At 72.6% G+C, this 26,340-nt stretch carries 28 protein-coding genes and 1 pseudogene; 22 read left to right on the top strand and 7 right to left on the bottom strand.

Annotated elements, in window-relative coordinates; all coding sequences use genetic code 11:
- Positions 1-90: 90 nt before the first annotated feature.
- The 8 genes from L2C96_RS24785 to L2C96_RS24750 all read left to right on the top strand — a co-directional run bounded on the left by L2C96_RS24785 (position 91) and on the right by L2C96_RS24750 (position 8,498).
- Positions 91-1,548, top strand: coding sequence for an aldehyde dehydrogenase family protein (locus tag L2C96_RS24785; protein WP_237337994.1), 1,458 nt, complete (start codon positions 91-93; stop codon positions 1,546-1,548).
- Positions 1,535-2,482, top strand: a complete 948-nt coding sequence (locus tag L2C96_RS24780) for an LLM class F420-dependent oxidoreductase (RefSeq protein WP_237337993.1) — start codon at positions 1,535-1,537, stop codon at positions 2,480-2,482. Before L2C96_RS24785 ends, L2C96_RS24780 begins: the two co-directional genes overlap by 14 nt.
- Before the next feature lie 17 nt (positions 2,483-2,499).
- Complete coding sequence (locus L2C96_RS24775) at positions 2,500-3,789, top strand: phenylacetate--CoA ligase family protein (RefSeq protein WP_237337992.1); 1,290 nt, start codon at positions 2,500-2,502, stop codon at positions 3,787-3,789.
- Positions 3,790-3,807: 18 nt separating this feature from the next.
- A complete protein-coding gene (locus tag L2C96_RS24770; RefSeq protein ID WP_237337991.1) occupies positions 3,808-4,908 on the top strand; it encodes a zinc-dependent alcohol dehydrogenase in 1,101 nt (366 codons plus the stop codon).
- 8 nt (positions 4,909-4,916) lie between these two features.
- Positions 4,917-5,987: an amidohydrolase family protein gene (locus L2C96_RS24765; RefSeq protein WP_237337990.1), complete on the top strand. Its 1,071-nt coding sequence runs from the start codon at positions 4,917-4,919 to the stop codon at positions 5,985-5,987.
- 15 nt (positions 5,988-6,002) lie between these two features.
- A complete protein-coding gene (locus tag L2C96_RS24760; protein WP_237337989.1) occupies positions 6,003-7,178 on the top strand; it encodes a GAF domain-containing sensor histidine kinase in 1,176 nt (391 codons plus the stop codon).
- Complete coding sequence (locus L2C96_RS24755; RefSeq protein WP_020416097.1) at positions 7,166-7,831, top strand: response regulator; 666 nt, start codon at positions 7,166-7,168, stop codon at positions 7,829-7,831. The genes L2C96_RS24760 and L2C96_RS24755 overlap by 13 nt, the downstream gene beginning before the upstream one ends.
- 70 nt (positions 7,832-7,901) lie before the next feature.
- Positions 7,902-8,498 (top strand): ClpP family protease, encoded by a 597-nt coding sequence (locus L2C96_RS24750; RefSeq protein WP_237337988.1) that lies wholly within the window; start codon positions 7,902-7,904, stop codon positions 8,496-8,498.
- A gap of 392 nt (positions 8,499-8,890) precedes the next feature.
- Here L2C96_RS24750 and L2C96_RS24745 read toward each other — a convergent pair whose 3' ends face one another.
- The gene (locus L2C96_RS24745; protein WP_237337987.1) at positions 8,891-9,631 is read right to left on the bottom strand and encodes an SDR family NAD(P)-dependent oxidoreductase; all 741 of its coding nucleotides are present in this window, start codon (positions 9,629-9,631) and stop codon (positions 8,891-8,893) included.
- Positions 9,632-9,806: 175 nt separating this feature from the next.
- On the opposite strand from L2C96_RS24745, the gene L2C96_RS24740 reads away from it, so the two are divergent.
- From L2C96_RS24740 to L2C96_RS24720, 5 genes are all read left to right on the top strand, one after another.
- Positions 9,807-10,754, top strand: coding sequence for an Acg family FMN-binding oxidoreductase (locus L2C96_RS24740; RefSeq protein WP_237337986.1), 948 nt, complete (start codon positions 9,807-9,809; stop codon positions 10,752-10,754).
- A gap of 26 nt (positions 10,755-10,780) precedes the next feature.
- A complete protein-coding gene (locus L2C96_RS24735) occupies positions 10,781-11,407 on the top strand; it encodes a TIGR03085 family metal-binding protein (RefSeq protein ID WP_237337985.1) in 627 nt (208 codons plus the stop codon).
- Between the two features lie 88 nt (positions 11,408-11,495).
- Positions 11,496-12,521, top strand: a complete 1,026-nt coding sequence (locus tag L2C96_RS45170) for an ester cyclase (RefSeq protein ID WP_237337984.1) — start codon at positions 11,496-11,498, stop codon at positions 12,519-12,521.
- A 91-nt stretch (positions 12,522-12,612) separates the two neighbouring features.
- Positions 12,613-13,035 carry an SRPBCC family protein gene (locus L2C96_RS24725; protein WP_237337983.1) on the top strand — a complete coding sequence of 141 codons (423 nt, stop codon included), beginning with the start codon at positions 12,613-12,615 and terminating at the stop codon, positions 13,033-13,035.
- Positions 13,036-13,066: 31 nt separating this feature from the next.
- The gene (locus L2C96_RS24720; protein ID WP_237337982.1) at positions 13,067-14,032 is read left to right on the top strand and encodes a nucleoside hydrolase; all 966 of its coding nucleotides are present in this window, start codon (positions 13,067-13,069) and stop codon (positions 14,030-14,032) included.
- On the opposite strand, the gene L2C96_RS24715 is transcribed toward L2C96_RS24720, so the two are convergent.
- On the bottom strand, positions 14,010-14,525 hold the full coding sequence (locus tag L2C96_RS24715) for a DUF305 domain-containing protein (RefSeq protein WP_237337981.1): 516 nt from the start codon (positions 14,523-14,525) through the stop codon (positions 14,010-14,012). The two genes, L2C96_RS24720 and L2C96_RS24715, sit on opposite strands and share 23 nt — an antisense overlap.
- A 120-nt stretch (positions 14,526-14,645) precedes the next feature.
- On the opposite strand from L2C96_RS24715, the gene L2C96_RS24710 reads away from it, so the two are divergent.
- The 3 genes from L2C96_RS24710 (at position 14,646) to L2C96_RS24700 (ending at position 17,175) form a co-directional block, all read left to right on the top strand.
- Positions 14,646-15,503: an oxidoreductase gene (locus L2C96_RS24710; RefSeq protein WP_237337980.1), complete on the top strand. Its 858-nt coding sequence runs from the start codon at positions 14,646-14,648 to the stop codon at positions 15,501-15,503.
- Positions 15,504-15,585: 82 nt separating this feature from the next.
- Positions 15,586-16,206: a TetR/AcrR family transcriptional regulator gene (locus L2C96_RS24705; RefSeq protein WP_237337979.1), complete on the top strand. Its 621-nt coding sequence runs from the start codon at positions 15,586-15,588 to the stop codon at positions 16,204-16,206.
- A gap of 132 nt (positions 16,207-16,338) precedes the next feature.
- On the top strand, positions 16,339-17,175 hold the full coding sequence (locus tag L2C96_RS24700; RefSeq protein ID WP_237337978.1) for an oxidoreductase: 837 nt from the start codon (positions 16,339-16,341) through the stop codon (positions 17,173-17,175).
- Between the two features lie 76 nt (positions 17,176-17,251).
- Here the strand turns inward: L2C96_RS24700 and L2C96_RS24695 are convergent, their stop codons facing one another.
- The gene (locus L2C96_RS24695; RefSeq protein WP_237337977.1) at positions 17,252-18,097 is read right to left on the bottom strand and encodes a helix-turn-helix domain-containing protein; all 846 of its coding nucleotides are present in this window, start codon (positions 18,095-18,097) and stop codon (positions 17,252-17,254) included.
- Positions 18,098-18,189: 92 nt separating this feature from the next.
- Positions 18,190-18,882, bottom strand: a complete 693-nt coding sequence (locus tag L2C96_RS24690) for a CAP domain-containing protein (RefSeq protein ID WP_237337976.1) — start codon at positions 18,880-18,882, stop codon at positions 18,190-18,192.
- Between the two features lie 124 nt (positions 18,883-19,006).
- Here L2C96_RS24690 and L2C96_RS24685 point away from each other — a divergent pair, with 124 nt between their 5' ends.
- From L2C96_RS24685 to L2C96_RS24675, 3 genes are all read left to right on the top strand, one after another.
- Positions 19,007-19,633, top strand: a complete 627-nt coding sequence (locus L2C96_RS24685; RefSeq protein WP_020416082.1) for a LysE family translocator — start codon at positions 19,007-19,009, stop codon at positions 19,631-19,633.
- Between the two features lie 37 nt (positions 19,634-19,670).
- Positions 19,671-19,979, top strand: a complete 309-nt coding sequence (locus L2C96_RS24680) for a hypothetical protein (RefSeq protein WP_237337975.1) — start codon at positions 19,671-19,673, stop codon at positions 19,977-19,979.
- 107 nt (positions 19,980-20,086) lie between these two features.
- Positions 20,087-21,484, top strand: coding sequence for a hypothetical protein (locus tag L2C96_RS24675; protein ID WP_237337974.1), 1,398 nt, complete (start codon positions 20,087-20,089; stop codon positions 21,482-21,484).
- Between the two features lie 16 nt (positions 21,485-21,500).
- Here L2C96_RS24675 and L2C96_RS24670 read toward each other — a convergent pair whose 3' ends face one another.
- Positions 21,501-22,007 (bottom strand): hypothetical protein, encoded by a 507-nt coding sequence (locus L2C96_RS24670; RefSeq protein WP_237337973.1) that lies wholly within the window; start codon positions 22,005-22,007, stop codon positions 21,501-21,503.
- 117 nt (positions 22,008-22,124) lie between these two features.
- Here L2C96_RS24670 and L2C96_RS24665 point away from each other — a divergent pair, with 117 nt between their 5' ends.
- Together L2C96_RS24665 and L2C96_RS24660 are read left to right on the top strand one after the other, a co-directional pair.
- Complete coding sequence (locus L2C96_RS24665; RefSeq protein WP_237337972.1) at positions 22,125-22,994, top strand: helix-turn-helix domain-containing protein; 870 nt, start codon at positions 22,125-22,127, stop codon at positions 22,992-22,994.
- A gap of 26 nt (positions 22,995-23,020) precedes the next feature.
- A complete protein-coding gene (locus tag L2C96_RS24660; protein WP_237337971.1) occupies positions 23,021-23,902 on the top strand; it encodes an NmrA family NAD(P)-binding protein in 882 nt (293 codons plus the stop codon).
- Between the two features lie 485 nt (positions 23,903-24,387).
- Here the strand turns inward: L2C96_RS24660 and L2C96_RS24655 are convergent, their stop codons facing one another.
- Positions 24,388-25,278, bottom strand: coding sequence for an MBL fold metallo-hydrolase (locus L2C96_RS24655; RefSeq protein WP_237337970.1), 891 nt, complete (start codon positions 25,276-25,278; stop codon positions 24,388-24,390).
- 78 nt (positions 25,279-25,356) lie between these two features.
- On the opposite strand from L2C96_RS24655, the gene L2C96_RS24650 reads away from it, so the two are divergent.
- Positions 25,357-25,959, top strand: a complete 603-nt coding sequence (locus tag L2C96_RS24650) for an HD domain-containing protein (RefSeq protein WP_237337969.1) — start codon at positions 25,357-25,359, stop codon at positions 25,957-25,959.
- A 73-nt stretch (positions 25,960-26,032) separates the two neighbouring features.
- On the opposite strand, the pseudogene L2C96_RS24645 reads toward L2C96_RS24650, so the two are convergent.
- A pseudogene (locus tag L2C96_RS24645) lies at positions 26,033-26,340 on the bottom strand (MFS transporter); the annotation flags it as partial.

Below are 26,340 nucleotides of genomic sequence, written 5' to 3'. Positions count from 1 at the left end.
GGCGAACCCTTTCCGCGTCGCGAAAGACGCCTCGCTCCGCTCGCCGCGGGCCCGGCAGAGTCGGGTTCACCAACAGCGAGGAGAGCGGTTATGACGACTGTTCTGCCGGGCCCCGGGGCCCTGGTCACGGAGAACACCCACCTCGTCGGCGGCGACTGGGTCCCCGCGGCCGGCGGGGACAGCATCGACGTGCTCGACCCGGCCACCGGCGAAGTCCTCGCCCGGGTTCCCCGCGGCGGCGCCGCCGACGTCGACGCCGCGGTCACCGCCGCGCAGGCCGCCTTCCCGGCCTGGCGCGACACCCCCGCCACCGAGCGCGCCAAGCTGATCCTGCGGTGGGTGCAGCTGATCGAGCAGCACGAGACCGAGATCGACCAGCTCGAATCGCGCGAGGTCGGCCGCCCGCACTGGGGACCGCCGCCGCTGGCGCGGATCCTCACCTTCATCGCCGGGCAGGCCGACAAGGTGCAGGGCGTGTCGCTGCCCGCCGGCCCCGGCGTGCTCGGGCTGACCCTGCGCGAGCCCTATGGCGTGGTCGGCAGCATCATCCCGTGGAACGCGCCCGGCCCGATGTTCGTCAACGACGTCGGCGCCGCCATCGCCGCGGGCAACACCATCGTCGTCAAACCCGCCGAGGACGCGCCGCTCACCCCGCTCGCACTGGCCCGGCTCGCGCTCGACGCGGGCATCCCGCCCGGCGTGGTCAACGTCGTCACCGGCTACGGCGGCGAAGCGGGCGCGGCACTGCCGGTGCACCCGGGCATCCGGCGGATGAGCTTCACCGGCTCCCCGGAAACGGGCTCGCTCGTGATGGCCGCCTGCGCGCGCAACCTCGTGCCGCTGCACCTGGAACTGGGCGGCAAGTCCCCGCAGGTGATCTTCGCCGACGCCGACCTGGACGCCGCGATCCCCGCGATCGCCATGGGCATCACGCTCAACACCGGGCAGATCTGCGCCGCCGGGTCCCGCGTCGTCGTCGAGCGGTCCGTGCACGCCGAAGTGGTGCGGCGGCTGGCCGAGCACCTGGCGAAGGTGCGGGTCGGGCCGTGGCACGAGCCGGTCCAGATGGGCCCGCTCATCAACGCCAAGCAGCACGCCCGCGTGCTGGACTACGTGCGCCTCGGCCGAGAGGAGGGCGCCGAACTGGTCCTCGGTGGCGGCGTGCCGGACGGGTTCGACCGCGGGTTCTTCGTCCAGCCGACGCTGTTCGACCACGTCGCCCCGGACATGCGCATCGCACAGGAGGAGATCTTCGGCCCGGTGCTGTCGGTCATCCCGGTGGAGTCCGAAGAGGACGCTCTGGAAGTGGCCAACGGCACCGAATACGGCCTCGTCGCCTCGGTGTGGACGCGGGACCTCGGCCGCGCGGTGCGGATGTCGAAGGGACTGCAGGCCGGGCAGGTCGCGGTCAACGCCGCGCTCGGCGCCGGGGTCACCGGCGCGCCGTTCGGCGGCTACAAGCGCAGCGGCTTCGGCCGCACCATGGGCGCCGACGCCGTGCTCGACTACACCCAGGTGAAGGCGGTGTCGCTGCGTGGCACGCTCTGACCTGCGGCTGCGGGTGCTCATGGAGCCCCGCCACGGTGCCGGCTACGACGACATCCTCGCCCTGGCCCGCGCCACCGAGGACGCCGGCTTCGACGCGTTCTTCCGCTCCGACCACCTGCTCGGCGTCGATCCCGCCGACACCACCTACCGGCCCACCGACTGCTGGACCACCCTCGGCGGCCTCGCACGCGACACCAGCCGGGTGCGGCTCGGCGCGCTGGTCGGCGCCGCCACGTTCCGCCAGCCCGGCATCCTCGCCACCATCGTCGCCAGCCTCGACGAGATGAGCGGCGGCCGCGCCGAACTCGGCCTGGGCACCGGCTGGTACGAACGCGAGCACGACGCGTTCGGCATCCCGTTCCCCGGCACCGGCGAGCGGTTCGATCGGCTGGAGGAACAGCTGGCGATCATCACCGGCCTGTGGCGCACGAGCCCGTTTTCTTTCGACGGCAAGCACTACCGCATCGCCGACAACCGGACCCCGCCCCGCACCGTCCAGGACCCGCACCCGCCGATCATCGTCGGCGGCAGCGGCCCGAGGCGCACACCGGCGATCGCGGCGCGCTATGCCAGTGAGTTCAACGGCGCCCTCGGCGGCGACCTGCGCGAACGCTACGCGACCTTCCACCGGGCCTGCGAGGCGATCGGCCGCGACCCCGCCGAACCGCGGCTGTCCGCGGTGCTGCCCGTCGCCTGCGGCGCCACCCCCGCCGAAGCCGCCCGCCGCGGCGAGATCATCGGCTCCGACTTCATCCGCGAGCACGCCGCCGTCGGCACCCCCGCCCAGGTCGTCGACCGGATCGGCGACCTGGCCGACGCCGGCGCGGACACCGTGTACCTGCACATCTACGACATCCACGACCTCGAGCACATCGCCCTGCTCGGCGCCGAGGTCCTTCCCCACGTCGCGCGGCCCGCGCTCACGGCCGGCTGAGCCCGAAAGGTCCTCCTGTGGTCACACCCGATTTCGTCGCGCCCGCGGACCGCGAAGCCGTCACCGCAGCGCTGCGCGAACAGCTACGGGAGCTGCCCGCGCGGTCACCGTTCTACGCGGACCTCTGGACCGGGCACGGCGTCGAGCCCGCCGCCGTCGACACGCTCGCCGACCTGCCGAAACTGCCCTTCACCACCAAGGCCATGCTGCGCGAGTCGCAGGCCGCCGCGCCGCCGCTGGGCCGCCACGCCGGCACCGGCTTGGCCGACGTGATCCGCGTGCACGCCTCCACCGGCACCACCGGCAAACCCAGCTGGGTCGGCGTCACCCGCCGCGACGCCCAGTCCTGGACCGAAATGGTCGCCCGCGCCTTCCGCACCATGGGCGCCCGCCCCGACGACGTCGTCCTGCACGGCGCCGGGCTCACCCTGTTCGTCGGCGGCCTGCCCATCCGCGACGCGCTCGAATCCATCGGCTCCACCGTCGTCCCCATCGGCACCGGCGCGTCGGAGAAAGCGTTGCTGGCACTGGAAACCCTCGGCGTCACCGCGCTGCACTCGACCCCGTCCTACGCCCGCTACCTCGCCGAGTACCTGCGCTCGCACGGCCGCGACCCCCGCGAGTTCGGCGTGCGGAAGGTGTTCGTCGGCGGCGAGCCCGGCGGGGGAGAGCCCGCGTTCCGCGCGCACGTGGAAGCCGAATGGGGCGCGACCGTCACCGAAGGGCTGGGCAACGCCGACATGGCGCCGGTCCTATTCGGCGAAGAACCGGGCACCGGCGGAATGCGGTTCACCGGCGGGCGGCACGTCGTCGTCGAGCTGATCGAACCGGACACCGGCCGGCCCGTCGTCCCCGAGCCCGGCGCGACCGGCGAGCTGGTCTACACCTCCGTCGACCGCGAATGCTGCCCACTGGTCCGGTTCCGCACCCGCGACCGGGTCGTCGTCACCGGCCTCGCCCCCGACGACGCCCCGCTGATCCGCTGCGTCGGGCGCACCGACGACATGCTGATCGTGCTCGGCGTCAACGTGTTCCCCTCCGCAGTGCGCGACCTCGTGCAGACCCTGCACCCGCGCACCACCGGCGCGGTGCAGATCGTGCTGCCCGGACCGGGCCCGCGCGTCGAACCGCCGCTGTGCGTCGAGGCCGAATGGGGCGAGCACCCCGGCGACCGCGACCAGCTGCGCGGCGAACTGGAGCACCTGATCCGCTCCCGGCTGTCGGTGCGGGCCGCGGTCACCCTCGTCCCGCCCGGATCGCTGGAGCGCTCCGAGATGAAGTCCCGCCTGACCCGGCTCGCCGGCTGACCAGAAAGGCGCCTCGCCATGGGAGAAACCGTCCGCGCCGCCGTGCAGACCGGCCCGCGCGCCATCGAGATGCGGGAGTTCCCGCGCCCGCAGATCGGACCGGACACCGGACTGCTGCGCGTGGAGGCCAACGGCATCTGCGGCAGCGACGTCGAGGCCTACAAGGGACACCTGCGCATGGGCTCCGGCGGCCCGGTGATCCCCGGCCACGAACCGCTCGGCATCGTCGAAGAGATCGGCGACGAAGCCGCGAAGCGGTGGGGCGTGCAGCCGGGGGACCGGGTCGCGCTGGAGGTCATCATCCCGTGCCGGTCCTGCCACCACTGCCTGACCGGCCGCTACCAGTTCTGCCCCAACCGCACCCGCGGCCACGGCGTCACCGGCATCGACGTCGCGCCGTCGCTGTGGGGCGGGCTCGCCGAGCACCTCTACCTCTCGCCCGGCGCGGTGCTGCACAAAATCGACAAGTCGGTGCCGGCCGAGGTCGCAGCCATGTTCAACCCGCTGGGCGCCGGGGTGCGGTGGGCGTGCGGGCTCGGCCAGGTCGGTCTCGGCGACACCGTGCTGGTGCTCGGCGCCGGGCAGCGCGGCCTGTCCTGCGTGATCGCCGCGCGGCACGCCGGGGCCGGCACGATCATCGTCACCGGGCTGGAGTCCGACCGGCACAAGCTCGACCTGGCCCTCGACCTGGGCGCCGACCACGCCATCGTGGTGGACGGCGACGACGCCGTGGACACCGTCGAGTTCGTCGGCGACGTCACCGGCGGCGCGATGGCCGACGTCGTCCTGGAACTGACCCCGATGGCCGCGGCGCCCGTGACCGACGCGTTCAAGGCCGCGCGGCAGGGCGGGCGGGTCGTGCTGGCCGGGCTCAAGGGCGGCCGCGAGATCCCGGTGCCCACCGACCTGATCATCAACCGCGCGCTCACCGTCGTCGGCGCGTTCGGGGTGGACGCGACCGCCAACAAGCAGGCCATCGCGATCATCGAATCCGGCCGCTACCCGCTGGCGAAGCTGCACACCCACACCTTCGGCCTCGAACAGGCGGCACTGGCCATGGAGACCCTCGCCGGCGAGGTGCCCGGCGAGTCCGCCGTCCACGTCTCCGTCCACCCGTGAGGAGCCCGATGCTCGCCGACGCCCACGCCCACCTGCTGCCCCGCGACTACCCGGCCGACGCCCCCGAGTGCTTCCCGCGCATGACGCCGGTCGACGGCGACACCGCCCGCGAGCTGCTGTTCGGGTCGCTGCGGTTCCGCGCCCGGGACGCCTTCTTCGACGCCGAGCGGCGGATCGAGGAGATGGCCGCGTCCGGGGTGGACTTCGAGGTCCTCAGCCCGATGCCGCCGCTGCTGCGCTACGACCTGCCCCTCGCGGACGGGCTGGCGCTCGCCCGGCACGTCAACGAGTTCACGGCCGAGCTGTGCGCCACCGACCCCGCGCGGTTCGCCGGGTTCGGGATGGTGCCGATGCAGGACCCGGACACCGCGGCCGCCGAGCTGACCGCCATCGCCGAGGCCGGGCTGCGGGGCGCGGAGATCGCGTCCAACGTGCTCGGCGCCTCGATCGGCGACGAACGCTTCCTGCCGTTCTTCGCCGAGGCCGAGCGGCTGGACCTGCCGGTGTTCGTGCACGCCATGCCCGCCCCGATGGACCGCCTGCCGGCGTCGGCCATGGGCACCTACGTGGTCGGCATCGAGGGCGCGCTCGCGGCGGCCTCGCTGATCAGCGGCGGGACCGCGGCCAAGTGCCCCGGCCTGCGGATCTCCTTCAGCCACGCCGCGGGCGGCTTCCCGCTGATGGTGACCCGTGCCCAGTACTTCTGGAGCGGCACCTGGAACGAGGAGCCCCCGGTGCGGGAGCGGGCGATCATGCCCGACGACGGCCCGTCGCCGCTGGAGTACGCCCGCCGGTTCTTCTACGACTCGATGGTGTTCGACGCCCGCGCCCTGCGGTACCTGGTGGACCTGCTCGGCGCCGACCGGCTGCTGATCGGCTCGGACTTCCCGGCCATGCCGCGCGAGGAACCCGCCGGCCGCACCGCCCGCCTGCTGGGGCTGCCGCCGGAGCAGGAGGCGGACCTGTTGTGGCACAACGCGTTCCGCTGGCTCGGCATCGACCCGCCCGTCCGGAGTAGGACATCTGTCGCGGATCCCTTGCGTGCGGGCGCTCGCGCTGGTGAGACTGGGGGCCGCTGAACGAAGGGGTCCAGCTTGACCGAACTGACGAGCGCCTGCCACCGTGGTGCGCGGACGGCCGGTGACGGGCAACGCCGGCTCGCCGCGATCGCGCGCGCCGCGTCCAGCGTCGCCGACGCGGCCTCGCTGAGCGTGACGCTCGACGTCGTGGCGCGGGAGGTCGTGCAGGCCACGCACATCGCGGCCGTGCAGATCCTGCGTGTCGAGGGCGGCACCATGCGGGTCGTCGGCAAGGCCGGGTTCACCGACGCGGACGACTTCACCGAACGCCTGGAGGAGTGCCGCAGGCTGGGCGCCAGGCTGATGTTCGTCGAGGCGTTCCAGGCCCAGAAGCGGATCGTCGTGCCGCACCGCAAGGCCGCGGTGCTGGCCGATCCCGCGTGGGGCCCGCTGCACGCGATCATGAGCGCCCCCGACTGGGACACCTTCGCCGCGGTCCCGCTCGTGGTGCGAGGCCGCGCGGTCGGTGTGCTCAACGCGTTCTACTCGCCGGGCGAGGACCCGGCGGGGGAGATGCTGGAGTTCCTGGAGGCGATGGCCGACCAGGCCGCGATGGCCGTCGACTCGGCCGACCTGCTGGCCCGCTCCCGGCAGGAGGCGCGGCTGGAGGAGCGGGCCCGGCTGGCGCGCGAGCTGCACGACTCGGTGGTGCAGCAGGTGTTCTCGATGCGGATGCAGGCCAAGGCGCTGCGCGCGCACGCGGGCGACGGCAAGGTGCGCGACATCGCCGACGAACTGCTCGGCCTGGCCCAGCAGGCGCTGGCCGACCTGCGCGGCCTGGTGCTGCAGCTGCACCCGCTGGAGCTGGCGGGGCGCGGGCTCGGCGAGGCGGTGCGGACGCTGGCCGAGTCGGTGCAGGCGTCCTCCGGGGTGAAGATCCGGTTCTGGTCGGGCGAGCAGCCGGAACTGCCGGCCGAGCAGGCCGAGGACGTGTTCCGGATCGTGCAGGAGGGCCTGCACAACGTCGTCAAGCACGCCCAGGCGACCACCGCGGTGGTCAGCGTGTCCAGGGCGGGCGGGGAACTGGTGGTCGAGATCTGCGACGACGGGGTCGGGCTGACTGGGCCGCCCGCGGGCGGGCTCGGCGTGGTGTCGATGCGGGAACGAGCCCAGCGCTGGAGGGGAACGATGGAGATCGGCAACACCGCCGCCGGGTGCCGGGTCAGGGTGCGGATGCCGTGCCCGCGGTGACCGGCGTGATCGGGGTGCTGGTGGTCGACGACCACGCCGTGGTGCGGCGCGGCATCGCGGCCTACCTGGAAAGCGCCGAGGGCATCGAGGTGGTCGCCGAGGCCGCCGACGGCGAACGGGCACTGGCGGAGCTGGCTCGGCTGGCCGCGCAGGGCGAGCTGCCGCAGGTCGTGCTGATGGACGTGCTGATGCCCAAGGTGGACGGCATCACCGCGCTCAAGGCGATCACCGCGAAGTACCCGGGCGTGCGGGTGGTGGTGCTGACCAGCTTCGGCGAGACCGAGCGCGTGCACGTGGCGCTGCAGGCCGGGGCGGCCGGGTACCTGCTCAAGGATGCCGACCCGGACGAGGTCGCGGCCGCGATCCGGTCCGCCGCGCGTGGCGAGGTGCACCTGGACCCGGCGGTGGCGGCCCGGCTGACGCGGCAGCTGGTGTCGCCGCCGATGGGGCTCGCGGCGCTCACCGCGCGCGAGCGGACGATCCTGGCGCTGGTCGCGAAGGGGCTGTCCAACCGGCAGATCGCGACGAAGCTGTCGATCAGTGAGCGGACGGCGCGCACTCATGTCAGCCACGTGCTGACGAAGCTGCAGCTGCCGTCGCGGACGCAGGCGGCGTTGTTCGCGATTCGCGAGGGGCTGATCGACGCGGGTTGATCGCTTGTGGCGAACACGCTCAGGGCGAACACGCCTGTCCGGAAGTGGTTGTGCCGCCTAGGTTCGGGGCATGACTCTGCGAATTCTTCCGTCGGCGAGCGCGTCGGCCTCTTTGGACGATTCGGTGTTCGAGCAGTTGTTGCGCGACCGCATCGTGTTCCTCGGCTCGGAGGTGACCGACGCGGTCGCCAACCGCATCACCGCGCAGCTGTTGCTGCTGGCGGCCGAGGATCCGCGCAAGGACATCACCTTCTACATCAACTCGCCGGGCGGTTCGGTGACCGCTGGCATGGCGATCTACGACACGATGCGCTTGATCCAGCCCGACGTCTCCACGTGGGGCCTGGGTTTCGTGGCGTCGATGGGCCAGTTCCTGCTGTCCTCCGGCACGCCTGGAAAGCGCTATCTGCTGCCGAACACGCGGGTGGTGATGCACCAGCCGTCGGCGGGCATCGGCGGGGAGGCCACCGACATCGCCATCCAGGCGGAGGTGTTCGGCCGCATGAAGCGCCGCCTCGCGGAGATCACGGCGCGCCAAACGGGCCAGCCGCTGGACCGCATCGTGGCCGACGCCGACCGCGACCGCTGGTTCGACGCCGAAGAGGCGCTCGCCTACGGCTTCGTGGACCACATCGTGGGCGCCGACGAGGAGGCGGTCAGCGCGTAGGGATCGCGAGCCGCTGCGGCAGCGCCCGGCGCCGCGCGGGTGGCGCCCGGGCGTGGCCGGGAACATGTGTGCTCGACCGGGACCGCGCGGACGACGGCGCGGGATGCGCGGGCGGGCGGTGGCCGGGACCGCGCGAGCCTGACCGCGTACGCGCGGACCTGATGGGGAACGCACCAGGGCGGCCCGGGAATGCGCGAGCCTGATCGGGAACGGACCGGCCCCGGCCAGGACAGCGCGGATCTGGCCGGGAACGCACCGGGACCGGCCGGGAATGCGCGGCCTGAGCCGGAAGGCGCGGACGGTCCCGGTCGGGCCCGCGCGGGAACCCGCCCGAACCCGCCGGAACTGGCCGGGAACCCGCGGCGGCCGCCGGCCGGTGCCCGCGGTGCGGCTCAGATGTTGAACCCGCCGTCCACCGCGATCATCGCGCCGGTCAGGTACGCGCCACCGTCCCCGGCGAGGTGCGCCACGGTCGCCGCGACCTCGGCCGGGGTTCCGTAACGTCCGAGGGCGGTGAAGCCGGCGGCCGTCGCCGCGAATGGGCTGTCCGCCGGGTTCATGTCGGTTCCGATCGGCCCCGGGTTGATCTGGTTGACGGTGATGCCGCGGGGCCCGAGTTCCCTGGCGAGCCCCCTGGTCAGGCCGGCCAGTGCGGACTTGCTCATGGCGTACAGCGAGAACCCGGGGAAGACCACCCGCTCGGCCACGTTGCTGCCGATGTTGATGATGCGGCCGCCCCCGGTCATGTGCCCGGCGGCCGTCTTCGCCGCGACGAACGGCGCCCGCACGTTGACCGCGACCGTCTCCTCGAACGCCGCCGGCTCGAGTTCCGCGACCGGCCCGGTGTGGTAGACGCCCGCGTTGTTGACCAGGATGTCGAGCCGCCCGAGCCGGGCGGCCACCCGGTCCACGGCGGCGGTGACCGCGTCCGTGTCCGCGCTGTCGGCTTGGATGGCCAGCGCGCGCCGTCCCGTGGCCTCGATCTTCGCGACCACCGTCGCGGCGGCTTCCGCCCCGCGCTGGTAGGTCAGCGCCACATCGGCGCCGTCCTCGGCCAGCCGCAGCGCGACAGCCGCGCCGATGCCACGGCTACCGCCGGTCACCAGGGCGACCTTGTCGTCGAAAACGTTCATGTCCTCCACGATGTCCGCCTTCCGGCGGCTGATCCGGCGGGATTCGGACCTGTCGTTCGGACACACCGAAGGGACCGAAGTCCCCGCTGTCGGGCACCTTGTGCTCTGCCGCGGCGCGGCCGCGCGCGGGAACAGTGGACCGGGCCAGCACTCCAGTCCGCCCCGGGAGAACCACATGTCCGTGATCCGCTCCGCCCTCGAAGCGGCGGTGCGCGCGCCGTCGCCGCACAACTCCCAGCCCTGGCGGTTCGAGGTCGCCGGCGACCGGATCGACGTCCTCCTCGACGGCGACCGCGTCCTGCAGGCAGCCGACCCAGACGGGCGCGAGGCACGGTTGTCCTGTGGCGCCGCGATCCTCAACCTGCGCGTCGCGATCCGGGCCGCGGGGCGCACGCCCGTCGTGGAACTCCACACCGATCCGGCGCGGCTGGCCACGGTCCGCGCCGGCGGCCCGCGAGCCGCGAGTCCCGAAGACCACGCGCTCGCCAGGGCGATCGCCTACCGCCGCAGCAACCGCCGCCCCTTCACCGAACGCACCGTGCCCCCGCACGTGCGGGAGGCGCTGGTGCGGGCCGCGGTCGCCGAGGGCGCCGAGCTCACCCTGGTGCGGGAGCCGGGCCTTACCGGTGAGCTTGCCATGCTGTTGCGCCGCGCGGAGCGGACCCAGCGCGCCGACCCGCGGTTCCAGGACGAACTGGCCCGCTGGACCGTCACCGAGGGCGCCCGCGACGACGGCGTGCCGCTGGTGGCCGGCGGTCCACGCGCCGAACCCGGCACCCAGCTCGCGCTGCGCCGCTTCGGCGGAGGCGGCGGCGAACGGCCCTACGAGCGCACCCCGCTGCTCGCCGTGCTGTCCTCCTACACCGACGTGCCGCTGGCGCAGGTCCGCACCGGCCAGGCCCTGCAACGCGTCCTGCTCACCGCTACCACCGCCGGGGTGAGCGTGTCGTTCCTGTCGCAGGCGGTCGAGGTCCCGGCGATGCGGTCCAGCCTGCGCCGCCTGCTCGGACGGCCCACCCACCCGCAGGCGGTGCTGCGCTTCGGCTACGGCTTCAGCGCGCCGGCCACCCGCCGCCGCTCGGTGGACCAGGTGACGCACCACCTCGCGGAGGCCCCGTCCTGAGCCCTACCGCCCGGTAGGGTGGCGTCATGGGTGTCGCCGCCGAGGAACGTCGTCAGTTGAGCCGCCTGCTGGACGAGACCGGGCCGGACGCGCCCACCCTGTGCGACGGGTGGCTGACCCGCGACCTCGCCGCGCACCTCGTCGTGCGGGAGAGCCGTCCCGATGCCGCGCTGGGCATCCTCCTGCCGCCGCTGGCCGGGCACACCCGGCGCGTGCAGGACGGCATCGCCGCGCAGCCGTGGTCCCGCCTGGTCGAACGGGTGCGGCGCGGCCCCGCCTGGTACTGGCCCACCTCGATCGGCAAGCTCGACGAGCTCACCAACACCGCCGAGTTCCTCGTCCACCACGAGGACGTGCGCCGCGGACGGCCGGGCTGGGAACCGCGCCCCGCCGACCCCGCCCGTGACGCCGCTGCCTGGCGGTCCGCCCGCGGCGCGGCGAAGCTCAACCTGCGACGCGTGCCCGTCGGCGTCACCCTGCGCACCACGGACGGCCGCGAAGCCACCGTCCGCGGCGGCGCCGAGCAGGTCACCGTCACCGGCGACCCGGTGGAACTCCTGTTGTTCGTCTTCGGCCGGGACGCCGTGCGCGTCGAGTTCGAGGGCGACTCCACCGCCGTCGACAAGCTCAAGTCGAGCGGGCGGGGGATCTGAGCCCCGGTCTTTCGGCCCTAGCCACCGCCACCGCCGGGGACGACGCTGGAGGGTTCCGGGCACCACCAGCACTCCCAGGGAGGGTTCCGTGTACGCACGAATGAACACGCTCATCGGCGACCCCGCCCGGATCGACGAGGTCACGCACTACCTGGAAACCACCGTGCGCCCCTTCGTGGAGGCGCAGGCCGGCAACCGCGGGCTGGCCGTCCTGACCGACAGCACGCTCGGCATCACCGTCGTCGGGTCCTACTGGGACTCCGCGGAATCGATGACGCTGTCCGAGCACGCCGTGGAGGCTTCCCGCAAGGAGGCCGCCGAACTGGCCGACGGCATGATCACCGTGGACCACTTCGAGGTCGCGGTGTTCGCGCGCCGCAGCAGGCCGGGTCCCGGCGCGGGGATCCGGATGACCACCATCGACTGCCCGCCCGGCGAGATCGGCGCGGCGGTACAGGCGTTCCGCGAGACCGCGCTTCCCGGCCTGATGAAGATGGACGGGCTGTGCAGCGCGCAGATGCTGGTCGACCGCGAACAGGGCCGCTGCCAGGTGATCGCGGCCTACGAGACGGCCGAGCACCTGGCCGCCAGCCGCGCCGGCGTGGCCCGGCTGCGTGCCGACACGCTCGCGCGGATCCACGCCCAGGTGCGGTCGGTCGGCGAGTACCGGCTGCTGTTCACCACCGTCCGCGAGGGCGGCACCAACAGCCTCACCCAGCGCTGGACCGACCTGTGGAACGCCGGCGACCGCGAGGGCTGGCAGGCGATGACCGACCAGTCCGCCTTCGAAATGCGCGCCCCCGGCGGCTTCCGGCTCGCCGGCCGGGAGGCGCTGGACGCGGAGTGGTCGACGTGGCACGACGCGTTCCCGGACAACCGGGTCACCGTGGTGGCCATCTACGGCGACGACAACGGAGGCGTGCTCGAAGGCCGCTTCCAGGGCACCCACACCGGCCCGCTGGTCACCCCGGCCGGCGAGATCGCCCCGACCGAGCGGACGGTGGACATCCCGTTCTGCGAGGTGCACCGGGTGGGGGCGGGCAAGATGACCGACAGCCACCTCTACTTCGACCAGCTGGAACTGCTGACGCAACTCGGGAAGATCGACACCTGATCACCGGCCGCCGGACGCGGGGTTTCCTGCCACTGCGGGAAAACCGCGTCCGGCGGTACCCGGTCGTCGCCGCGTCCGCTACGGTCCGGCCATGCAGTTCGAGGTCACCAGGCGGATCGACGCCGGGCTGGACACCGTCTGGGCCGTGTTGACCGACGTGGCGAAGTGGCCGACCTGGACGGCGTCGATGTCCTCGGTCCGGCTGCGGACCACAGGCCCGCTGCGAGTGGGCAGCGAAGCGGTGGTGAAGCAGCCGGGGCTGGCGCCGCTCGTGTGGCGGGTCACCGAGCTGACCGACCGGCGGAGCTTCACCTGGCAGGCCCAGGCCCGCGGCGTCACGTCGGTCGGCTGGCACCGGCTGACCGCCGGCGGGGACGGCGCGGTGACGGCGGTCCTCGGCGTCGAGCAGCGCGGTCCGCTCGCCCCGCTCGCCGGGCTCCTGTTCGGCGCGCGGATCCGCCGGTTCGTGACCATGGAGGCCGACGGGCTCCGGCGCGCCGCGGAATCGGGATGATCACGGCCTCCCGTTGTGGGACGCTGCCCGTGTGACACGCAAGGTGATCCTCGACGTCGACACCGGCACCGACGACGCGGTCGCGATCATGCTGGCCGCCCTGCACCCCGAACTCGACCTGGCCGCGGTGACCACGGTCAACGGCAACGTGCCGCTGTCCGCCACCACCGGCAACACGCTGCGCGTGCTGGACGCCATCGGGCGGCCGGACATCCCCGTGCACCCGGGCCTCGCGCACCCGATCGCGCGGCGCGGCTTCCCGGGGCAGACGCACTTCGAACGCGACTCGGACCGGGACATGCACGGCTCCGCGCTCCCGTTGTCCGCGCCGGTGACCGCCGCGCGGGACGAGTCCGCTGTGGAGTTCCTGCTGCACACCCTGCGCGACGCGACCGAGCCGGTCACGCTGGTGCCGGTCGGGCCGCTGAGCAACATCGCCACGGTGCTCGCCGCCGACCCGGGCGTGCGGGACGCCGTCGACGAGATCGTGATCATGGGTGGCGCGCACGCCTACGGCAACGTGACCCCGTCGGCCGAGTTCAACATCTGGGCCGACCCGGAGGCCGCCGCGATGGTCCTCTCGGCCGGGTTCCCGCGCCTGACGCTCGTCCCGCTGGACGCCACGCACCAGGCGCTCGTCACCCGCGCCGACTGCGCGAAGCTCGCCGGGCTGGGCACCGCCGCCGGCCGCGCGGCCGCCGACCTGATCACCCGCCGCATCGACGCCTACTCCGCGGGCCACGGCGTCAACGCCCGCGATTCCGCGCCCGTGCACGACGCGGTGTGCGTGGCCTACCTGGTGCGGCCCGAGGTCATCACGACCCGCCCGGTGCGCGTGGAGGTCGAGACGTCCGGCGCCCTGACCGTGGGCCGCACCGTGATGGACGTCCGTCCTAACGCGACCGGCGAGCCGAACGCGCGGGTGGCGTTCGGGGCACGGGCGGAGGTGCTGACCGAGTTGCTGGTGGAGACTTTCAGCGGGCCAGCCGCGCGTTGATCTCGCCGATCAGGGCCTGCTGTTCACGCACGATTTCCTCGGCCAGCGCGTGGGTTTCCGCGTGCTGGCCGGTGGAGAGCACGGCCTGCGCCATCGCCACGCCGGCGCCGAGGTGCTGCGCCATCGTGGTGAGCCAGGCGCGGTCGAACTCGGCGCCGTAGCTGTCCTCCAGCGCGGTGAACGTGGTTTCCGGCAGCATGCCCGGCATCGTGTGCCCGGAGTGGCCGCCGCCGTGGCCTGCGTTCCAGTCGCGCAGCCAGCCGTTCATGCGCGCGATCTCCGCGGTCTCCTCCTCGGCGATCTCGTGCGCGGTGGCGCGCACGAACTCCGACTCCGCCCGCTGCTCGGCGAGCCCCGCCAGCCGCACCGACTGCTCGTGGTGGGGCACCATCTCCTGCGCGAACCGGATGTCCGCGTCGTTGCCGCCGGGGCTCGCGGGAGCGGTCCCGCACGCGGCCAGCACGAGTCCGAGCAGCACGATCAGTAGACGCATCTGTCTTCCGTCGTCGGGTTCGTCCGGTGACGGGGGATACGTCCGGCGCGTCCGGGCGGTTCAACGCGCGGTTCGTCAACACAGTGTCGGTTTCTTTCAACGTCGTGTAGAGTTTCGCGTATGACGAAGCGAACCTTCCTGATCACCGGCGCGAGCAGTGGCCTGGGCCGCGCCTTCGCGCAGGGCGCGCTCGCGGCCGGTCACACCGTGGTCGGCACCGTGCGCAAAGCCGAAGACCTGGAGAAGTTCGAGGCCCTCGCGCCCGGACTCGCCCACGCGCGCCAGCTCGACGTGACCGACGACCAAGCGGTGTTCGACGTGGTCGGCGAGGTCGAGCGCACCGTCGGACCGATCGACGTGCTGATCGCGAACGCCGGCTACGGCCACGAGGGCGTGTTCGAGGAGTCCTCGATGGCCGAACTGCGCGCGCAGTTCGACACCAACGTCTTCGGTCTGGCGGCCACTGTCCACGCGGTCCTGCCGGGCATGCGGAAGCGGCGCTCCGGGCACATCTTCGCCGTCAGCTCGATGGGCGGGCTGATGACCGTCCCCGGGCTGGCGTACTACTGCAGCAGCAAATACGCGGTGGTGGGCATGCTGGAGACCCTGGCCAAGGAGGTCGCGGGACTCGGGGTGCGGGTGACCATCCTCGAGCCCGGTTCGTTCCGCACCGACTGGGCGGGCCGCTCGATGGTGCGGAGCGAGCGGTCGATCGCGGACTACGACGAGCTGTTCGATCCGATCCGCGCGGCCCGGCAGGCGGCCAGCGGCAACCAGCTCGGCGACCCCGCCAAGGCCGCCGAGGCCGTGCTCAAGGTGATCGAGGCGGAGAAGCCGCCGGTGCACCTCCTGCTCGGTTCGGACGCGTTGCGTCTGGTGGCGAGCGGTCGGGCCGCGGTGGCCGCGGACATCGAAGCGTGGGAAGAGCTGTCGCGGTCCACGGACTTCCCCGACGGACACCAGATCGCGGCGAACTGATCGTGACGGCCCGGCCGCCGGAGACGCGACGGCCGGGCTGTGCCACCGTAAGCGGTGCCGACGGAAAGAGGAGGGGCGGGCGATGCCTGATCCGGTCAAAGCGGGGCGGCGGCGGGCCGGCGCGCCGTCCAAAGGAGACCTGCGTGAGCTGAAGATCCTCGAAGTCCTCGAGGACCTGCTGGCGGTGAAGAGCTTCGATGCGCTGACGATCAACGACATCGCCGAACGCGCGGGGCTTTCCCGTGCGTCGATGTACTTCTACTTCAGCTCCAAGCAGGAGGCGCTGGTCGCCCTCTTCGCCAGGAACGTCGAGGCGCTCCGGGAGAAGTCCCGCGCCGCGGCCGACGATCCCGCACCTCCGCGGGAGGCGATCGAGACGGCCATGAGGCGCACCCGCGACCGCTGGCGTGAGCACGGCCTGATCATGCGCGTCGCGATCGACCAGGCCTCGACCATCCCCGAGATCGGGGCATTGTGGACGGAGACCGCGGAGATCTTCATCGACGCCATCACCGCGATCCTGATCCGCGCCGGTGCCGCGGACCACGACGGGCCGGACGGCGCACGGGCCGTCGCGCGCGCGTTGTGCTGGATGATCGAGCGGAGTTTCTACCACGCGTCAGCGGTGTCCCGCGAGGCGCTCGACCAGGCAGCCGAGACCTGTCAGGTCGTGTGGCTGCGGGCCGCGGGGATCGAACCCTGACCGATCCGCCGCGTCCGGCGCGGGTGGGTGTGACACACCCTGGGGCGGGACGGGGGACGTCATTAGCGTCGATCCGGTCAGGACGTGCGGGCTCCTCCGCCCGACGGAGACGGTCGAGGGATTGGAAGCGTCATGTCGTACAGGTGGCTCGTCACCGGATGTTCGGGCGGGCTCGGGCGGGTCCTCGCCGAGGCGGCCCTGAACCGCGGTGACCAGGTTGTCGCCACGGCTCGCGATCCACGGTCGCTGGAGGATCTCCTCGCGCGCCACCCGGAGACCTGCCGGGCCACGGCGCTCGACGTCACCAAGGCGGGGGACGCCGCCGCGGCGGCCGCCCTGGCCGAGCGGGAGTTCGGTGGTGTCGACGTCCTGGTGAACAACGCCGGGTACGGCATGCTCGGCGCGATCGAGGAGGGGACCCCGGACGAGTACCGGCCACTGTTCGAGACGAACGTCTTTGGCGTGATCGAGACGACCCGGGCCGTCCTGCCGCTCCTGCGGAAGGCCGGTGGCGGGCGGATCGTGATGATGTCCTCCGGAGCGGGGATCGCGGGCATCGCGGGCGATGGCTACTACAACGCCACGAAGTTCGCCCTGGAGGGCCTGTCCGAGGCGCTTGCCCAGGAGGTCGCGCCGTTCGGGATCGCCACGATCATCGTGGAGCCCGGCCCGTTCCGCACCGAGTTCCTCGGCCGCTCGATGCGGGTGGCCGCCGCGGAGATGCCGGAGTACGCCGAGACCGCCGGGGCCCGCCGCAGGTACCGCGCCGACAACGACGGACTGCAAGCCGGGGACCCGCGCAAAGCGGTCGACGTCATCCTCCGCGCGGTCGACGCCGAACGTCCCCCGCTGCACCTCCCTCTCGGCGAGAGGGCCTATGCGCTGGCGCGGACGAAGTTCGCGGCGTTCCTCGAGTCGATGGACGAGTGGGAGCCCCTCGCGCTGAAGACCGCGTTCGGCGACGCCTGAGCAGCATCCGGCGTTCGATGCCAACCGATTGCGGATCGTCGCCTCCTGGCCGGATGCACCACACTGCCCGTCAGGCTCACCGAGAGCTCGTCGGTGTGCGCTGCTCGTCCTGCCGCGCGGCCAGCCCGCGCAGCAGGACGAGCGCGTCCGCGGTGGCGCTGCCGGGTTTCGCGCTGTAGACCGACAGGTGCTGGCCGGGTGCGCTGGTGACGGCCAGCGATTCGAAGTGCAGGTGCAGTTCTCCCACCCGCGGGTGGCGGAAGTGTTTGTGCTCGCGCGTGCGCGGGCGGATCTCGTAGCGTTCCCACAACGCGGTGAACGCGGGGCTGTGCCCGGACAGTTCACCCACGACGCGTTCGATGCGCTCGTCGTCGGGGAACTCGGCCGATGCCGCGCGCAGATTGGCCGCCGCGGTCTCCGCGGCAGTGTCCCAGTCGAGGTAGAACTCGCGGGCGAACGGGTCGAGGAAGATCATCCGCAACAGGTTGTCGAAGCGCGTGAACCCGGCGTAGAGGGCGTCTGCCAGCGCGTTGGCGGCGAGGATGTCCTGGGCGGCGCCGACGATGAACGCCGGGGATTCGTGCAGGCCTCCGAGCAGGTGCAGGAGGTCGTCGCTGACCCTGGTGGTGGCTGCTCGCGACGCGGGCGCGGGCAGGCCGAGGCGGAACAGGTGCCCGGAAGCAGTGTCGTCCAGCCGGAGCGCCCGGGCGATGGCCTGCAGGACCTGGCCGGACGGGTGCCGTTCCCGGCCCTGCTCGAGCCGGGTGTAGTAGTCGGTGCTGACGCCGGCCAGCAGGGCGACCTCTTCCCGGCGCAGGCCCGGCACCCGCCGATCCCGGTCGTCGGGAACACCGGCCTGGCGCGGTGTCGTCAAGTGACGGCGGGCCCGCAGGTAGTCACCCAGCTCGTTGTCGCGTTGCACGACACTCACCGTAAGCCCCGCCGGGGGAGCGGCGGGTGGGGGTGACGCACCCTCCATGTGCGCGGAGGCTTGCCGTCGCGGCGCCGGGACGCTCAGAAGCCGAAGTTCTGGGTCCAGTACCAGCCGGACTTCGCCACGCCCACGCCGAGTTTGGTGTAGGAGCAGTTGAGGATGTTGCGGCGGTGGCCGTCGGAGTTCATCCACATCTTCATGGTCTGCTCGGCGGTCGTCGAGCCCTTCGCGATGTTCTCCGCGCCGGGGCTGGGGTAGCCGGCGGCCTTGATGCGGTCGGCGAAGGTGAGGCCTTCCGGCGTGGTGTGGGAGAAGTAGCCGCGCGCGGACATGTCGTCGCTGTGCTTCTGGGCGGCGGTGGCGAGGCGGGAGTCGGCGCCGAGGGGGCCGCACCCGGCGGTGGCGCGTTCGGCGTTGACCAGCGCCAGGACCTGGCCGGTGAGGGACGTGTCGGCGCGCGGGGTGCTCTTCGCGGTGGTCGTGGTGCGTTTGGTCGTCGTGGTGGTCGGCTTCGGCGGCGGGGACGGGGTGGTCGTGGTGCTGCTCGGGGGTGGTGGGGGAGGAGTGGTGGTCGTCGTGGCCGGCGGGGTGGTCGCCGGGGTGGACGGGGTCGTGACCGGCGGCGTGGTCGGGACGGACTGCACGGCTGCGACGCGCACCGGCTCGTCCCGCAGGCCGCGGACGGTCAGCAGCCCGCCCGCCGCGATCGCGACGCCGAGCAGCACCGCGACGGCCACGAGCACGTTCCGGCGCCGGGGGATTCGGGGGGACACGAGCGGAGAAAGTATCACGGAACGGTAACGGTGCGGTCCTTCCAATGGCGTCACCTGGCTCACCCGTCCGGAGTAGCCGGAAACTCGCTGTGATCTTCCTGGCGGGTCGTGTGAAGATTCCGCCATGCCGATCGACCCGAACCTGCTGGCGCTGTTCGTGCTGACCACAGCCGTCGCGATGATCACCCCCGGACCGGACATGCTGTTCGTCCTCGGCTGCGGCATGCGCGGCGGCCCGCGGGCCGGCCTCCTGGCGACCGCCGGGGTGGCCGTCAGCGAGGCGGTGCACGTGGCGGTCGCGGCGGCCGGGCTGGCGGCGCTGTTCCTCGCGGTGCCGGTGGCGTTCACGGTGGTGCGCATCGCCGGGGCGATCTACCTGGTGTACCTGGGCGTCCAGATGATCCGGCACCGAAAGGGCGTGCCCGGCGAGGTGCCCGCGGGCGGCGTGACGGGCCGCCGAGCCTTCGCGACGGGCCTGCTGACCAACCTGCTCAACCCGAAGATGGTCACCTACACGATCGCGCTGCTGCCGCAGTTCGTGGACCCGTCGCTCGGCCGGGTGTGGCTGCAGTTCGCCATCCTGGGCGCGATCCTCATCGCGATGGAGTTCCTGGTCGACGGGACGGTCGGCGTGCTGGCCGGCCGCATCGGCGAGTGGCTGCGACACCGCCGGGCCGCCCGCCGCCGCATCGACGTGGCCACCGGAGGCCTCTTCATCGGCCTCGGCGTACGGCTCGCGGTGGACCGCTGACCCCGCGTGGGATCCGGGGCGGCAGCCGCTCGATCCGGTGACGAGGCAGCCTGTCGATTTTCCGGAATTGCCGGAATCGGCCTTCACGTTCGAGTGCTTTCAGGTGGACATCGCGCTCGAGATCGGACAGGTCGACTTCGGCCTCGCGAAGAAGGGGATTCCTGCCATTGACTTCGGTGCGAGCGACTTGTCGAAGGTTTTCTCGACCGCGCCTTGGAACTCCTCTACGGGGCGCATGCCGAGCTCAGGCAAATGCACATTTGAACGCGATTGTCGGACGAATGATCCCCGGGAATTCTGCTCCACCGAGCTCATCGGCGATCCCCGCCGAGCTGGTTGGCGGTAGTCGCCTAGACTCTGCCGGTTCGGTCTTCTCCGGGGGTCAACTGCATGCTCACCGCACAAGCGGCGCCACCGCGTCCTTCGCTGTCGCGGCGTGGTGCCTCGCGCTATGTGGCGCTGTTCGCGGTCGCGGGGGGCGCCGTCTTCTGGCTCGTCCACTCGAGCATCATCGACGACTCCTACATCACGCTCAGCTACGCGCGGAACCTCGGCCTGCACGGGCACTGGGGGCTGATCGCCGAGCAGACCTCGAACACCGCGACCTCCCCGCTGAACGTGCTCATCCTGGGCGCGCTCACCGCGGTGCTCAGGCACCCGGTGTGGGCCCTCGGGGTCCTGTTCGTCCTCGCCAACGTCGTGCTCGGGACCGCCCTCCGGCGCGTCACGCGGGCGCTGTCCCTGCCCGCCTGGGGTGCAGTCGCCGCCTGGCTGGTCGTTCTGCTCAACCCGCTGCTGCTGTCCGCGGTGGGGCTGGAGGTCACCCTCACCGCCGCGGTGCTGGCGCTCATGCTGATGGCCGCCGTGGAGGTTCGGGCCTCGGCCTTCGGCGTGTGCGCGGGGCTGGCGGTGCTGACCCGGCTCGATCTGGCGATCATCGTCGTCGTCCTGTTCGTCGCCTGCCGGGCGTTGTGGCGATCCTGGTGGAAGGCGGTCGCGGCGGCGGGAGTGGTCGCCGGGCCCTGGTTCCTGTTCAGCTGGCTCGCCCTGGGGTCCTTCGTGCCGGACACGTTGCTCATCAAGACCCAGCAGCGATCCTGGGGCGGCTACCAGTTCGGCGAAGGACCGCTCCTCCTGCTGCGCTTCTACCCGGCGGCGATCGTGCTGGCCTTCCTCCCGGCGGTGCTCGGCGTGCTCGCCCTCGCCGTCTGGGCGCGGCGCCGGGCACAGCTGACCCTCCCGGCCGCGCTGGGGCTCGCGGGAATCCTGCACTACCTCGCCTACACCGTCCTCGGCGTGCCGCCCTACCACTGGTACTACGCGCCGTCGCTGATCTGCCTCTCCCTGTTCGCCGCCCTCGCCGTCAGCGCGGTCGCCCGCGGGCTCGCTCTCCCCGTGGGTCTCCTCGTCGTGTGCCAGCTGGGGTTCGTCCTGCAGCACGGTGTGCCCTGGCGGCGGGCGGCGGTGACCACGAACTGGGCCAGCCCCGCGCAGTACGCGACCGCAGGCCGGGAGCTGAAGGCCCTCGTCGGCGACCAGCCCGTCCGCCTCGAAGGCGAGATCGGGGCCATCGCCTACTTCTGCGAGTGCACGGTGCTCGACCAGTTCTCCGACCGCACTCAGCTGATCTCCGCGATCGACACCGTGACCGCGCAGGCGGGGCCGGTCAAGCGGTGGCTGCTCCGCCTGAACTACCACTTCCTCGACCGGACCCCCGCGCCGCTCACGCCGCGCTACGTCCTGCGGGACGTCGCGACCCCACCCTCCGGTGCGCCGGCGTGGCCCGCCACGTCGCCATGGCACGGACCCGGCGCGCCACCCGACGGCTACTACGCGCTGCTCCCCGCCTAGCCTTCGGGCACAGCCCTCAGCCCGGCAACAGAGCCCCGATCCCGCTGAGGATCATCCCGATCATGGTGTGGGCGCCAGTGCCGAACGCCAGTGACAGGGCGTATCCGACGGCGGCGTCCGCGGCGATCGTCTCGTCGCGGGTGGCCAGCCAGTACACGATGAAATCGCCATCGCCGTCCACGGAGAAGTCGGCGAGCTGACGACCGTCCCGGACGAGCCGGCTCGTCGCGCTGCTGTTGGGCTTCAACTGGTAGTGGTGCTGATCCCAGGTGAGATCGACCCGGTAGGTGCGGCGGCGCAGTTCGCCGGGCCCCGGCGTGATGACGGCGCGACGGCCATCGATGCGGACGCCGAGCTGCTGAGCCTGCCGGGTTCCGATGGGTACGTGCGCGTGGGCCCGCGCGGGCACGAGACGGCGGATCTCGACCGCGGGCACGTCGGGCCCGGACAGTTCGACAACGCCCGCGTCCTGGTCGACGTCGGCTTTCAGGTCACCGTAAAAGGCGTCGGTGACGGTGTACATCTCCGGTGCTCCCCCTGCCGGCACTGCGAAACCTGGTCGCGAGCCCGATGTTACCGATGCGTTCCTACCCACCGTGTGGACAGGCAACCGGAGGCGATCGCGAGGGAAACTGGCTTCATGAGTCAGTCGAGGGCCGGCAAGTCCTCCGCCGGTGAGCTGGGCGAGTTCCTGCGGTCCCGCCGCGCGGCGGTCACCCCCGAGCAGCTCGGGATCGTCCCCTCCTACGGCGACCGGCGGCGCGTGCCGGGGCTGCGGCGCGAGGAACTCGCCGAGCTGGCGGGGGTCAGCACGACCTACTACACCCGCCTCGAACAGGGCGAGAACCACCAGGTTTCCGATGCCGTCCTCGACGCCATCGCCCGGGTGCTGAAGCTGTCGCCCGACGAGCGTGCCCACCTGCACCGGCTGGTGCGCGCCCTCCCGCCGGTGCGCGGCGCCGGCCACGAGGATCAGGTCCGCGCCCCTGTGCGCGACCTCGTCGTGGGCAGCCGCGGTGCCGCCGTGCTCGTCGGCCGGCGCACCGACATCCTCGCCGGCAACCCGCTCGGATACGCGCTGTGGGGGCTCACCCCCGAGGAGATCGCCACCATCGGCACGCCCCAGGCGCCCAACCAGGCCCGCCGGGTCTTCCTCGACCCGGCGGCCCGCGCGTTGTTCGCCGACTGGGAACGCCAGGCCGAAGACCTCGTCGCCTACCTGAGGATGGCCACGGCCGAACGGCCCGACGACCTCGCGCTCCACCAGCTCGTGTCCGATCTCGCCACCGGCAGCGACGACTTCGCCCGCCTGTGGCGGGACCACCCGGTGCGGGATTGCCTGCACACCGTCCGCCGCTACCGGCACCCCGTGGTCGGCGAGCTCGAGCTGAACGAGGAGATCCTCCGCCTGCCCGACGACCCGGGGCAGCGGCTGATCATCAGCGCGGCCGAGGCCGGCACCCCGTCGGCGGAGCGACTCGCCCTGCTCGGCTCACTCACCGCCAGTTGATCACCGTCCGAACCAGAGGAACACAGATGATCGTCGTCTCGTCCGCCACCAGCAACACCGGTTCCGCCGTCGCCGAGGCGCTCCTGGCCGCCGGCGAGAAGGTCCGCGTGCTCGGCCGCGACCGGGCCCGCCTCCAGCGGTTCGCCGACCGCGGAGCCGAAGCCGTCGAAGCCCGCAACGACGACCCCGGCAGCCTCCGCGACGCGTTCGACGGCGCCGAGGCGGCGTTCGTCATGATCGCGCCCGGCCTCATCCCCGGCAGCACCGACTACCCCGCCTACCAGCGACGCGTGATCAGCGCCCACCGCGAGGCGCTCGCCGCCGTGCCCGGTCTCACCCGGATCGTGAGCCTCAGCGGCTGGGCCGCCAACTACGACGGCGCCCGCGGCCCGGTGTGGGGTCTGCGCCCGCTGGAGGAGGCGCTCGACACCCTGCCCGGCGTGGAACCGACCCACCTGCGGCCGGGGTGGTTCATGGAGAACACCCTGCCGATGATCGAGGAGATCCGCGCCACCGGCGTCGCCCGCGGGCTCATCCCCGCCGATCTTCCCCTCCCGGCCATCGACACGGCCGACATCGGGCAGGTCGCCGCCGACCTCCTCACCGGACGGCGCGCCGCGGGCACCCGAACCGTCGAGCTGCAGGGGCCGCGCGACATCACCCTCGCCGAGATCACCGCGGCCATCGGCGAGGCACTCGGACGCCCCGGCGCCCGCTACGAACAGATCGACGCCGCCACCCTGCGCGATTCCCTCCTCGCCGGTGGTTTCTCCGCCCACATGGCCGACGGCACCACGGCCATGACCAGTGACGTCGCCGAACGCCGCATCGCGATGACCCAGCCGCGGACCGCCGAAACCGCCACGCCCACGACCTTCGAGGAGTTCCTCGCCCGCGTACTGGGCTGAGAAACCGAGCCGGTGGCCGCCTCATGACGGGGCGGCCACCGGCGTGTTTCCGGTCGAGGGCGAGAGGTCGAACGGCGTGGGGAGCCAGTGGGGCTCGCCGTCACGGAACCGGGGCGCGTCCAACGCCGGGCGCGGGCCGCGATCGCCCGGCTGCGGTGCGGAATTGGTCCAGCACCCGCAGGCGGCGGGGGTGTTCGGGCCAGCGGGGCGGCAGGGCACAGGCGTCCAGTGGGGTTGGCTGTCGCGGCAGCGGGTTTGGTCCGTTGCGTGGGAAGGGCTGCGATCGCCGGGTTGCGGGTGCGGATTTGGTCCAGCACCCGCAGGCGGACGGCGGGGGTGTTCGGGCCAGCGGGCGGAACGGCACCGGCGTCCAGTGGGTTTGGCCGTGGCGGAAGCGGGTTTGCTCGTTGCTTGGGGAGGGGCCGCGACCGCCCGCCCGCGGGTGCGGATCTGGTCCAGCACCGGCAGGCGGGCGGCGGGCGTGTTCAGGCCAGCGGGCGGAACGGCACAGGCACCCACCGGGCGTCGCCGTCGCGGAAGTGGATGTGTCCGATGCCGGGGAAGGGCAGGTGTGCGCCGCCGATTGTCCAGCCGTGCGTGCGGATCTCGTCCAGCAACCGCAGGCGCGCGGCGCGGGCGGCCTCCTGATCGCTGTCGATCGCCATCACCACGTGCGGGGCGGGCAGCTGCACCGTGTGGCAGTGCATCGTGTCGCCCCACAACAGCAGCTCCGCGTCGCCGACGAGGTAGCCGCTGTGGCCAGGGGTGTGGCCGTGCAGGTCGACGGCCGTCACGCCGGGCACGGGGGAGTCGCCGTAGTCGAAAGTGGACAACCGGCCTCGCGCGCGGTAGGGCGCCAGCGCCTGCCCGGCCCACTGGTGGATCTGCGCCTGCACGCCCTCGGCCCGCGCGGCGGCCTCCTCGTCCAGCCAGTGCTCGGCGTCCGCGGCCGCCACGTGCACGGTCGCGCCGGGGAACGCGGCGTCCCCGTCCGGCGTGAGCAGGCCGAATACGTGATCGGGGTGCAGGTGCGTGATGAGGATGTCGTCGACCTGCTCGGGCAGGGTTCCCGCGGCGCGCAGGTTCGCCGTCAGATGACCGGTGCCCGGGCCGAGGGACGTGCCGGCCCCCGCGTCGACCAGCACCGTGCGCCCGGCGGCCGTGAACAGGAAGGTGTTCACGGCCGTCAGCGGGTCGCCCTCCGGTGGGAGGAAACCGTCGGCCAGCAGCTCGGTGATCCGCTGCGGAGACTCGCCGTGCATGTCGGCCGCGTGGATCGGCAGCGCCCCGTCGTACACGGTGGTCACGGTGAGAGCTCCGACGCGGGTGCGCGCGAAACCCGGCGCCTGGGTGGTGGCTGATCCCGATGAACTCATGGCCGCAGTGTCCGTCGCCCCGGCGTCCGCGTGCCTGTCCCTGTCATGGGTACCCGTTTTCCCGCGACAATGAGCGCCATGCGGCTCACCGACGTCTCCCTTCCGGACAGTCCCGTCTGTCTCAATGCGATCGACGTGGCGAAGACCTACACCTCGCCCGCTCTGCTGAACCATTCGTTCCGCGCCTACGTGTGGGCCGCGGCCTACGGGGACGCGCACGACGTGGCCTTCGACGCCGAGTTGCTGTTCGTCGCGGCGTTGCTGCACGACGTCGGGCTGGTCGCGGAGTTCGACAGCCACACGGTGCCCTTCGAGGTCGCCGGCGGTCACGTCGCGTGGGTGTTCGCCGCGGGGGCCGGGTGGCCGCGGCAGCGGCGGGAGCGCCTGTCGGAGGTGATCGTCCGGCACATGTGGCGCGAGGTGGACCAGGACGAGGACCCGGAGGGCTTCCTCCTGGCCCGCTCCACCGGGGTCGACATCACCGGTCGGCACCTCGACGATTTCCCCGCCGGGTTCCAGGCCGAGGTGATGGACCGCTATCCCCGGCTGACCCTGGCCGAGGAGTTCGTGCGGTGCTTCCAGGACCAGGCCAAGCGCAAGCCGGACAGCTCCGCGGCCGCCGCGATCGGCAACGACCTCGCCACCCGCATCGCCCGGAACCCCCTGGAACAAGCCCGGTAGCCCACGACACGAGAACGGCCGACGAGCGTTTTCGCCGCTCGCCGGCCGCTTCCCGAGGAACAGTCGCCGGGGTTCAGAGGCTCGTCACCTCCTGCTTCGGCGCGGACTCGGCCCGGGCGGTGCGGATCGTGGCCAGCCCGAGGAACCCGCCGGCCACGGCGACCGCGGCCGCGCCCAGGAAGGCGGCGGAGAAGCCGTCGGTGAGGGCGGCCGCGTCGCCGAGCTCACCGGCCCCGAACGAGAGACCGACCGCGGTCATCGCGGCCAGGCCGAGCGCCGAGCCGATCTGATAGGCGGTGTTGACGATCCCGGACGCGAGCCCGCCCTCCTCCGGTTTCGCGCTGGAGATCGCCATGCCCAGCGACGGGATGAACGCCAGCG

The organism is Amycolatopsis tucumanensis (assembly GCF_021654135.1).
In the GTDB taxonomy this organism is placed as follows: domain Bacteria; phylum Actinomycetota; class Actinomycetes; order Mycobacteriales; family Pseudonocardiaceae; genus Amycolatopsis_E; species Amycolatopsis_E tucumanensis.
The sequence above is the reverse complement of the archived record's forward strand: the minus strand, read 5'-3'. Positions and strand labels throughout refer to the sequence as shown.

Bases quoted from the DNA above. Each gene is read 5' to 3' on its own strand.
- L2C96_RS24710 (WP_237337980.1), top strand. From the start codon at position 14,646: ATGACGAAGCGAACCTTCCTGATCACCGGCGCGAGCAGTGGCCTGGGC.
- L2C96_RS24660 (WP_237337971.1), top strand. From the start codon at position 23,021: ATGATCGTCGTCTCGTCCGCCACCAGCAACACCGGTTCCGCCGTCGCC.
- L2C96_RS24785 (WP_237337994.1), top strand. From the start codon at position 91: ATGACGACTGTTCTGCCGGGCCCCGGGGCCCTGGTCACGGAGAACACC.
- L2C96_RS24770 (WP_237337991.1), top strand. From the start codon at position 3,808: ATGGGAGAAACCGTCCGCGCCGCCGTGCAGACCGGCCCGCGCGCCATC.
- L2C96_RS24715 (WP_237337981.1), bottom strand. From the start codon at position 14,525: ATGCGTCTACTGATCGTGCTGCTCGGACTCGTGCTGGCCGCGTGCGGG.
- L2C96_RS24705 (WP_237337979.1), top strand. From the start codon at position 15,586: ATGCCTGATCCGGTCAAAGCGGGGCGGCGGCGGGCCGGCGCGCCGTCC.
- L2C96_RS24650 (WP_237337969.1), top strand. From the start codon at position 25,357: ATGCGGCTCACCGACGTCTCCCTTCCGGACAGTCCCGTCTGTCTCAAT.
- L2C96_RS24670 (WP_237337973.1), bottom strand. From the start codon at position 22,007: ATGTACACCGTCACCGACGCCTTTTACGGTGACCTGAAAGCCGACGTC.
- L2C96_RS24745 (WP_237337987.1), bottom strand. From the start codon at position 9,631: ATGAACGTTTTCGACGACAAGGTCGCCCTGGTGACCGGCGGTAGCCGT.
- L2C96_RS24685 (WP_020416082.1), top strand. From the start codon at position 19,007: ATGCCGATCGACCCGAACCTGCTGGCGCTGTTCGTGCTGACCACAGCC.
- L2C96_RS24765 (WP_237337990.1), top strand. From the start codon at position 4,917: ATGCTCGCCGACGCCCACGCCCACCTGCTGCCCCGCGACTACCCGGCC.
- L2C96_RS24735 (WP_237337985.1), top strand. From the start codon at position 10,781: ATGGGTGTCGCCGCCGAGGAACGTCGTCAGTTGAGCCGCCTGCTGGAC.
- L2C96_RS24725 (WP_237337983.1), top strand. From the start codon at position 12,613: ATGCAGTTCGAGGTCACCAGGCGGATCGACGCCGGGCTGGACACCGTC.
- L2C96_RS24700 (WP_237337978.1), top strand. From the start codon at position 16,339: ATGTCGTACAGGTGGCTCGTCACCGGATGTTCGGGCGGGCTCGGGCGG.
- L2C96_RS24655 (WP_237337970.1), bottom strand. From the start codon at position 25,278: ATGAGTTCATCGGGATCAGCCACCACCCAGGCGCCGGGTTTCGCGCGC.
- L2C96_RS24750 (WP_237337988.1), top strand. From the start codon at position 7,902: ATGACTCTGCGAATTCTTCCGTCGGCGAGCGCGTCGGCCTCTTTGGAC.
- L2C96_RS24740 (WP_237337986.1), top strand. From the start codon at position 9,807: ATGTCCGTGATCCGCTCCGCCCTCGAAGCGGCGGTGCGCGCGCCGTCG.
- L2C96_RS24665 (WP_237337972.1), top strand. From the start codon at position 22,125: ATGAGTCAGTCGAGGGCCGGCAAGTCCTCCGCCGGTGAGCTGGGCGAG.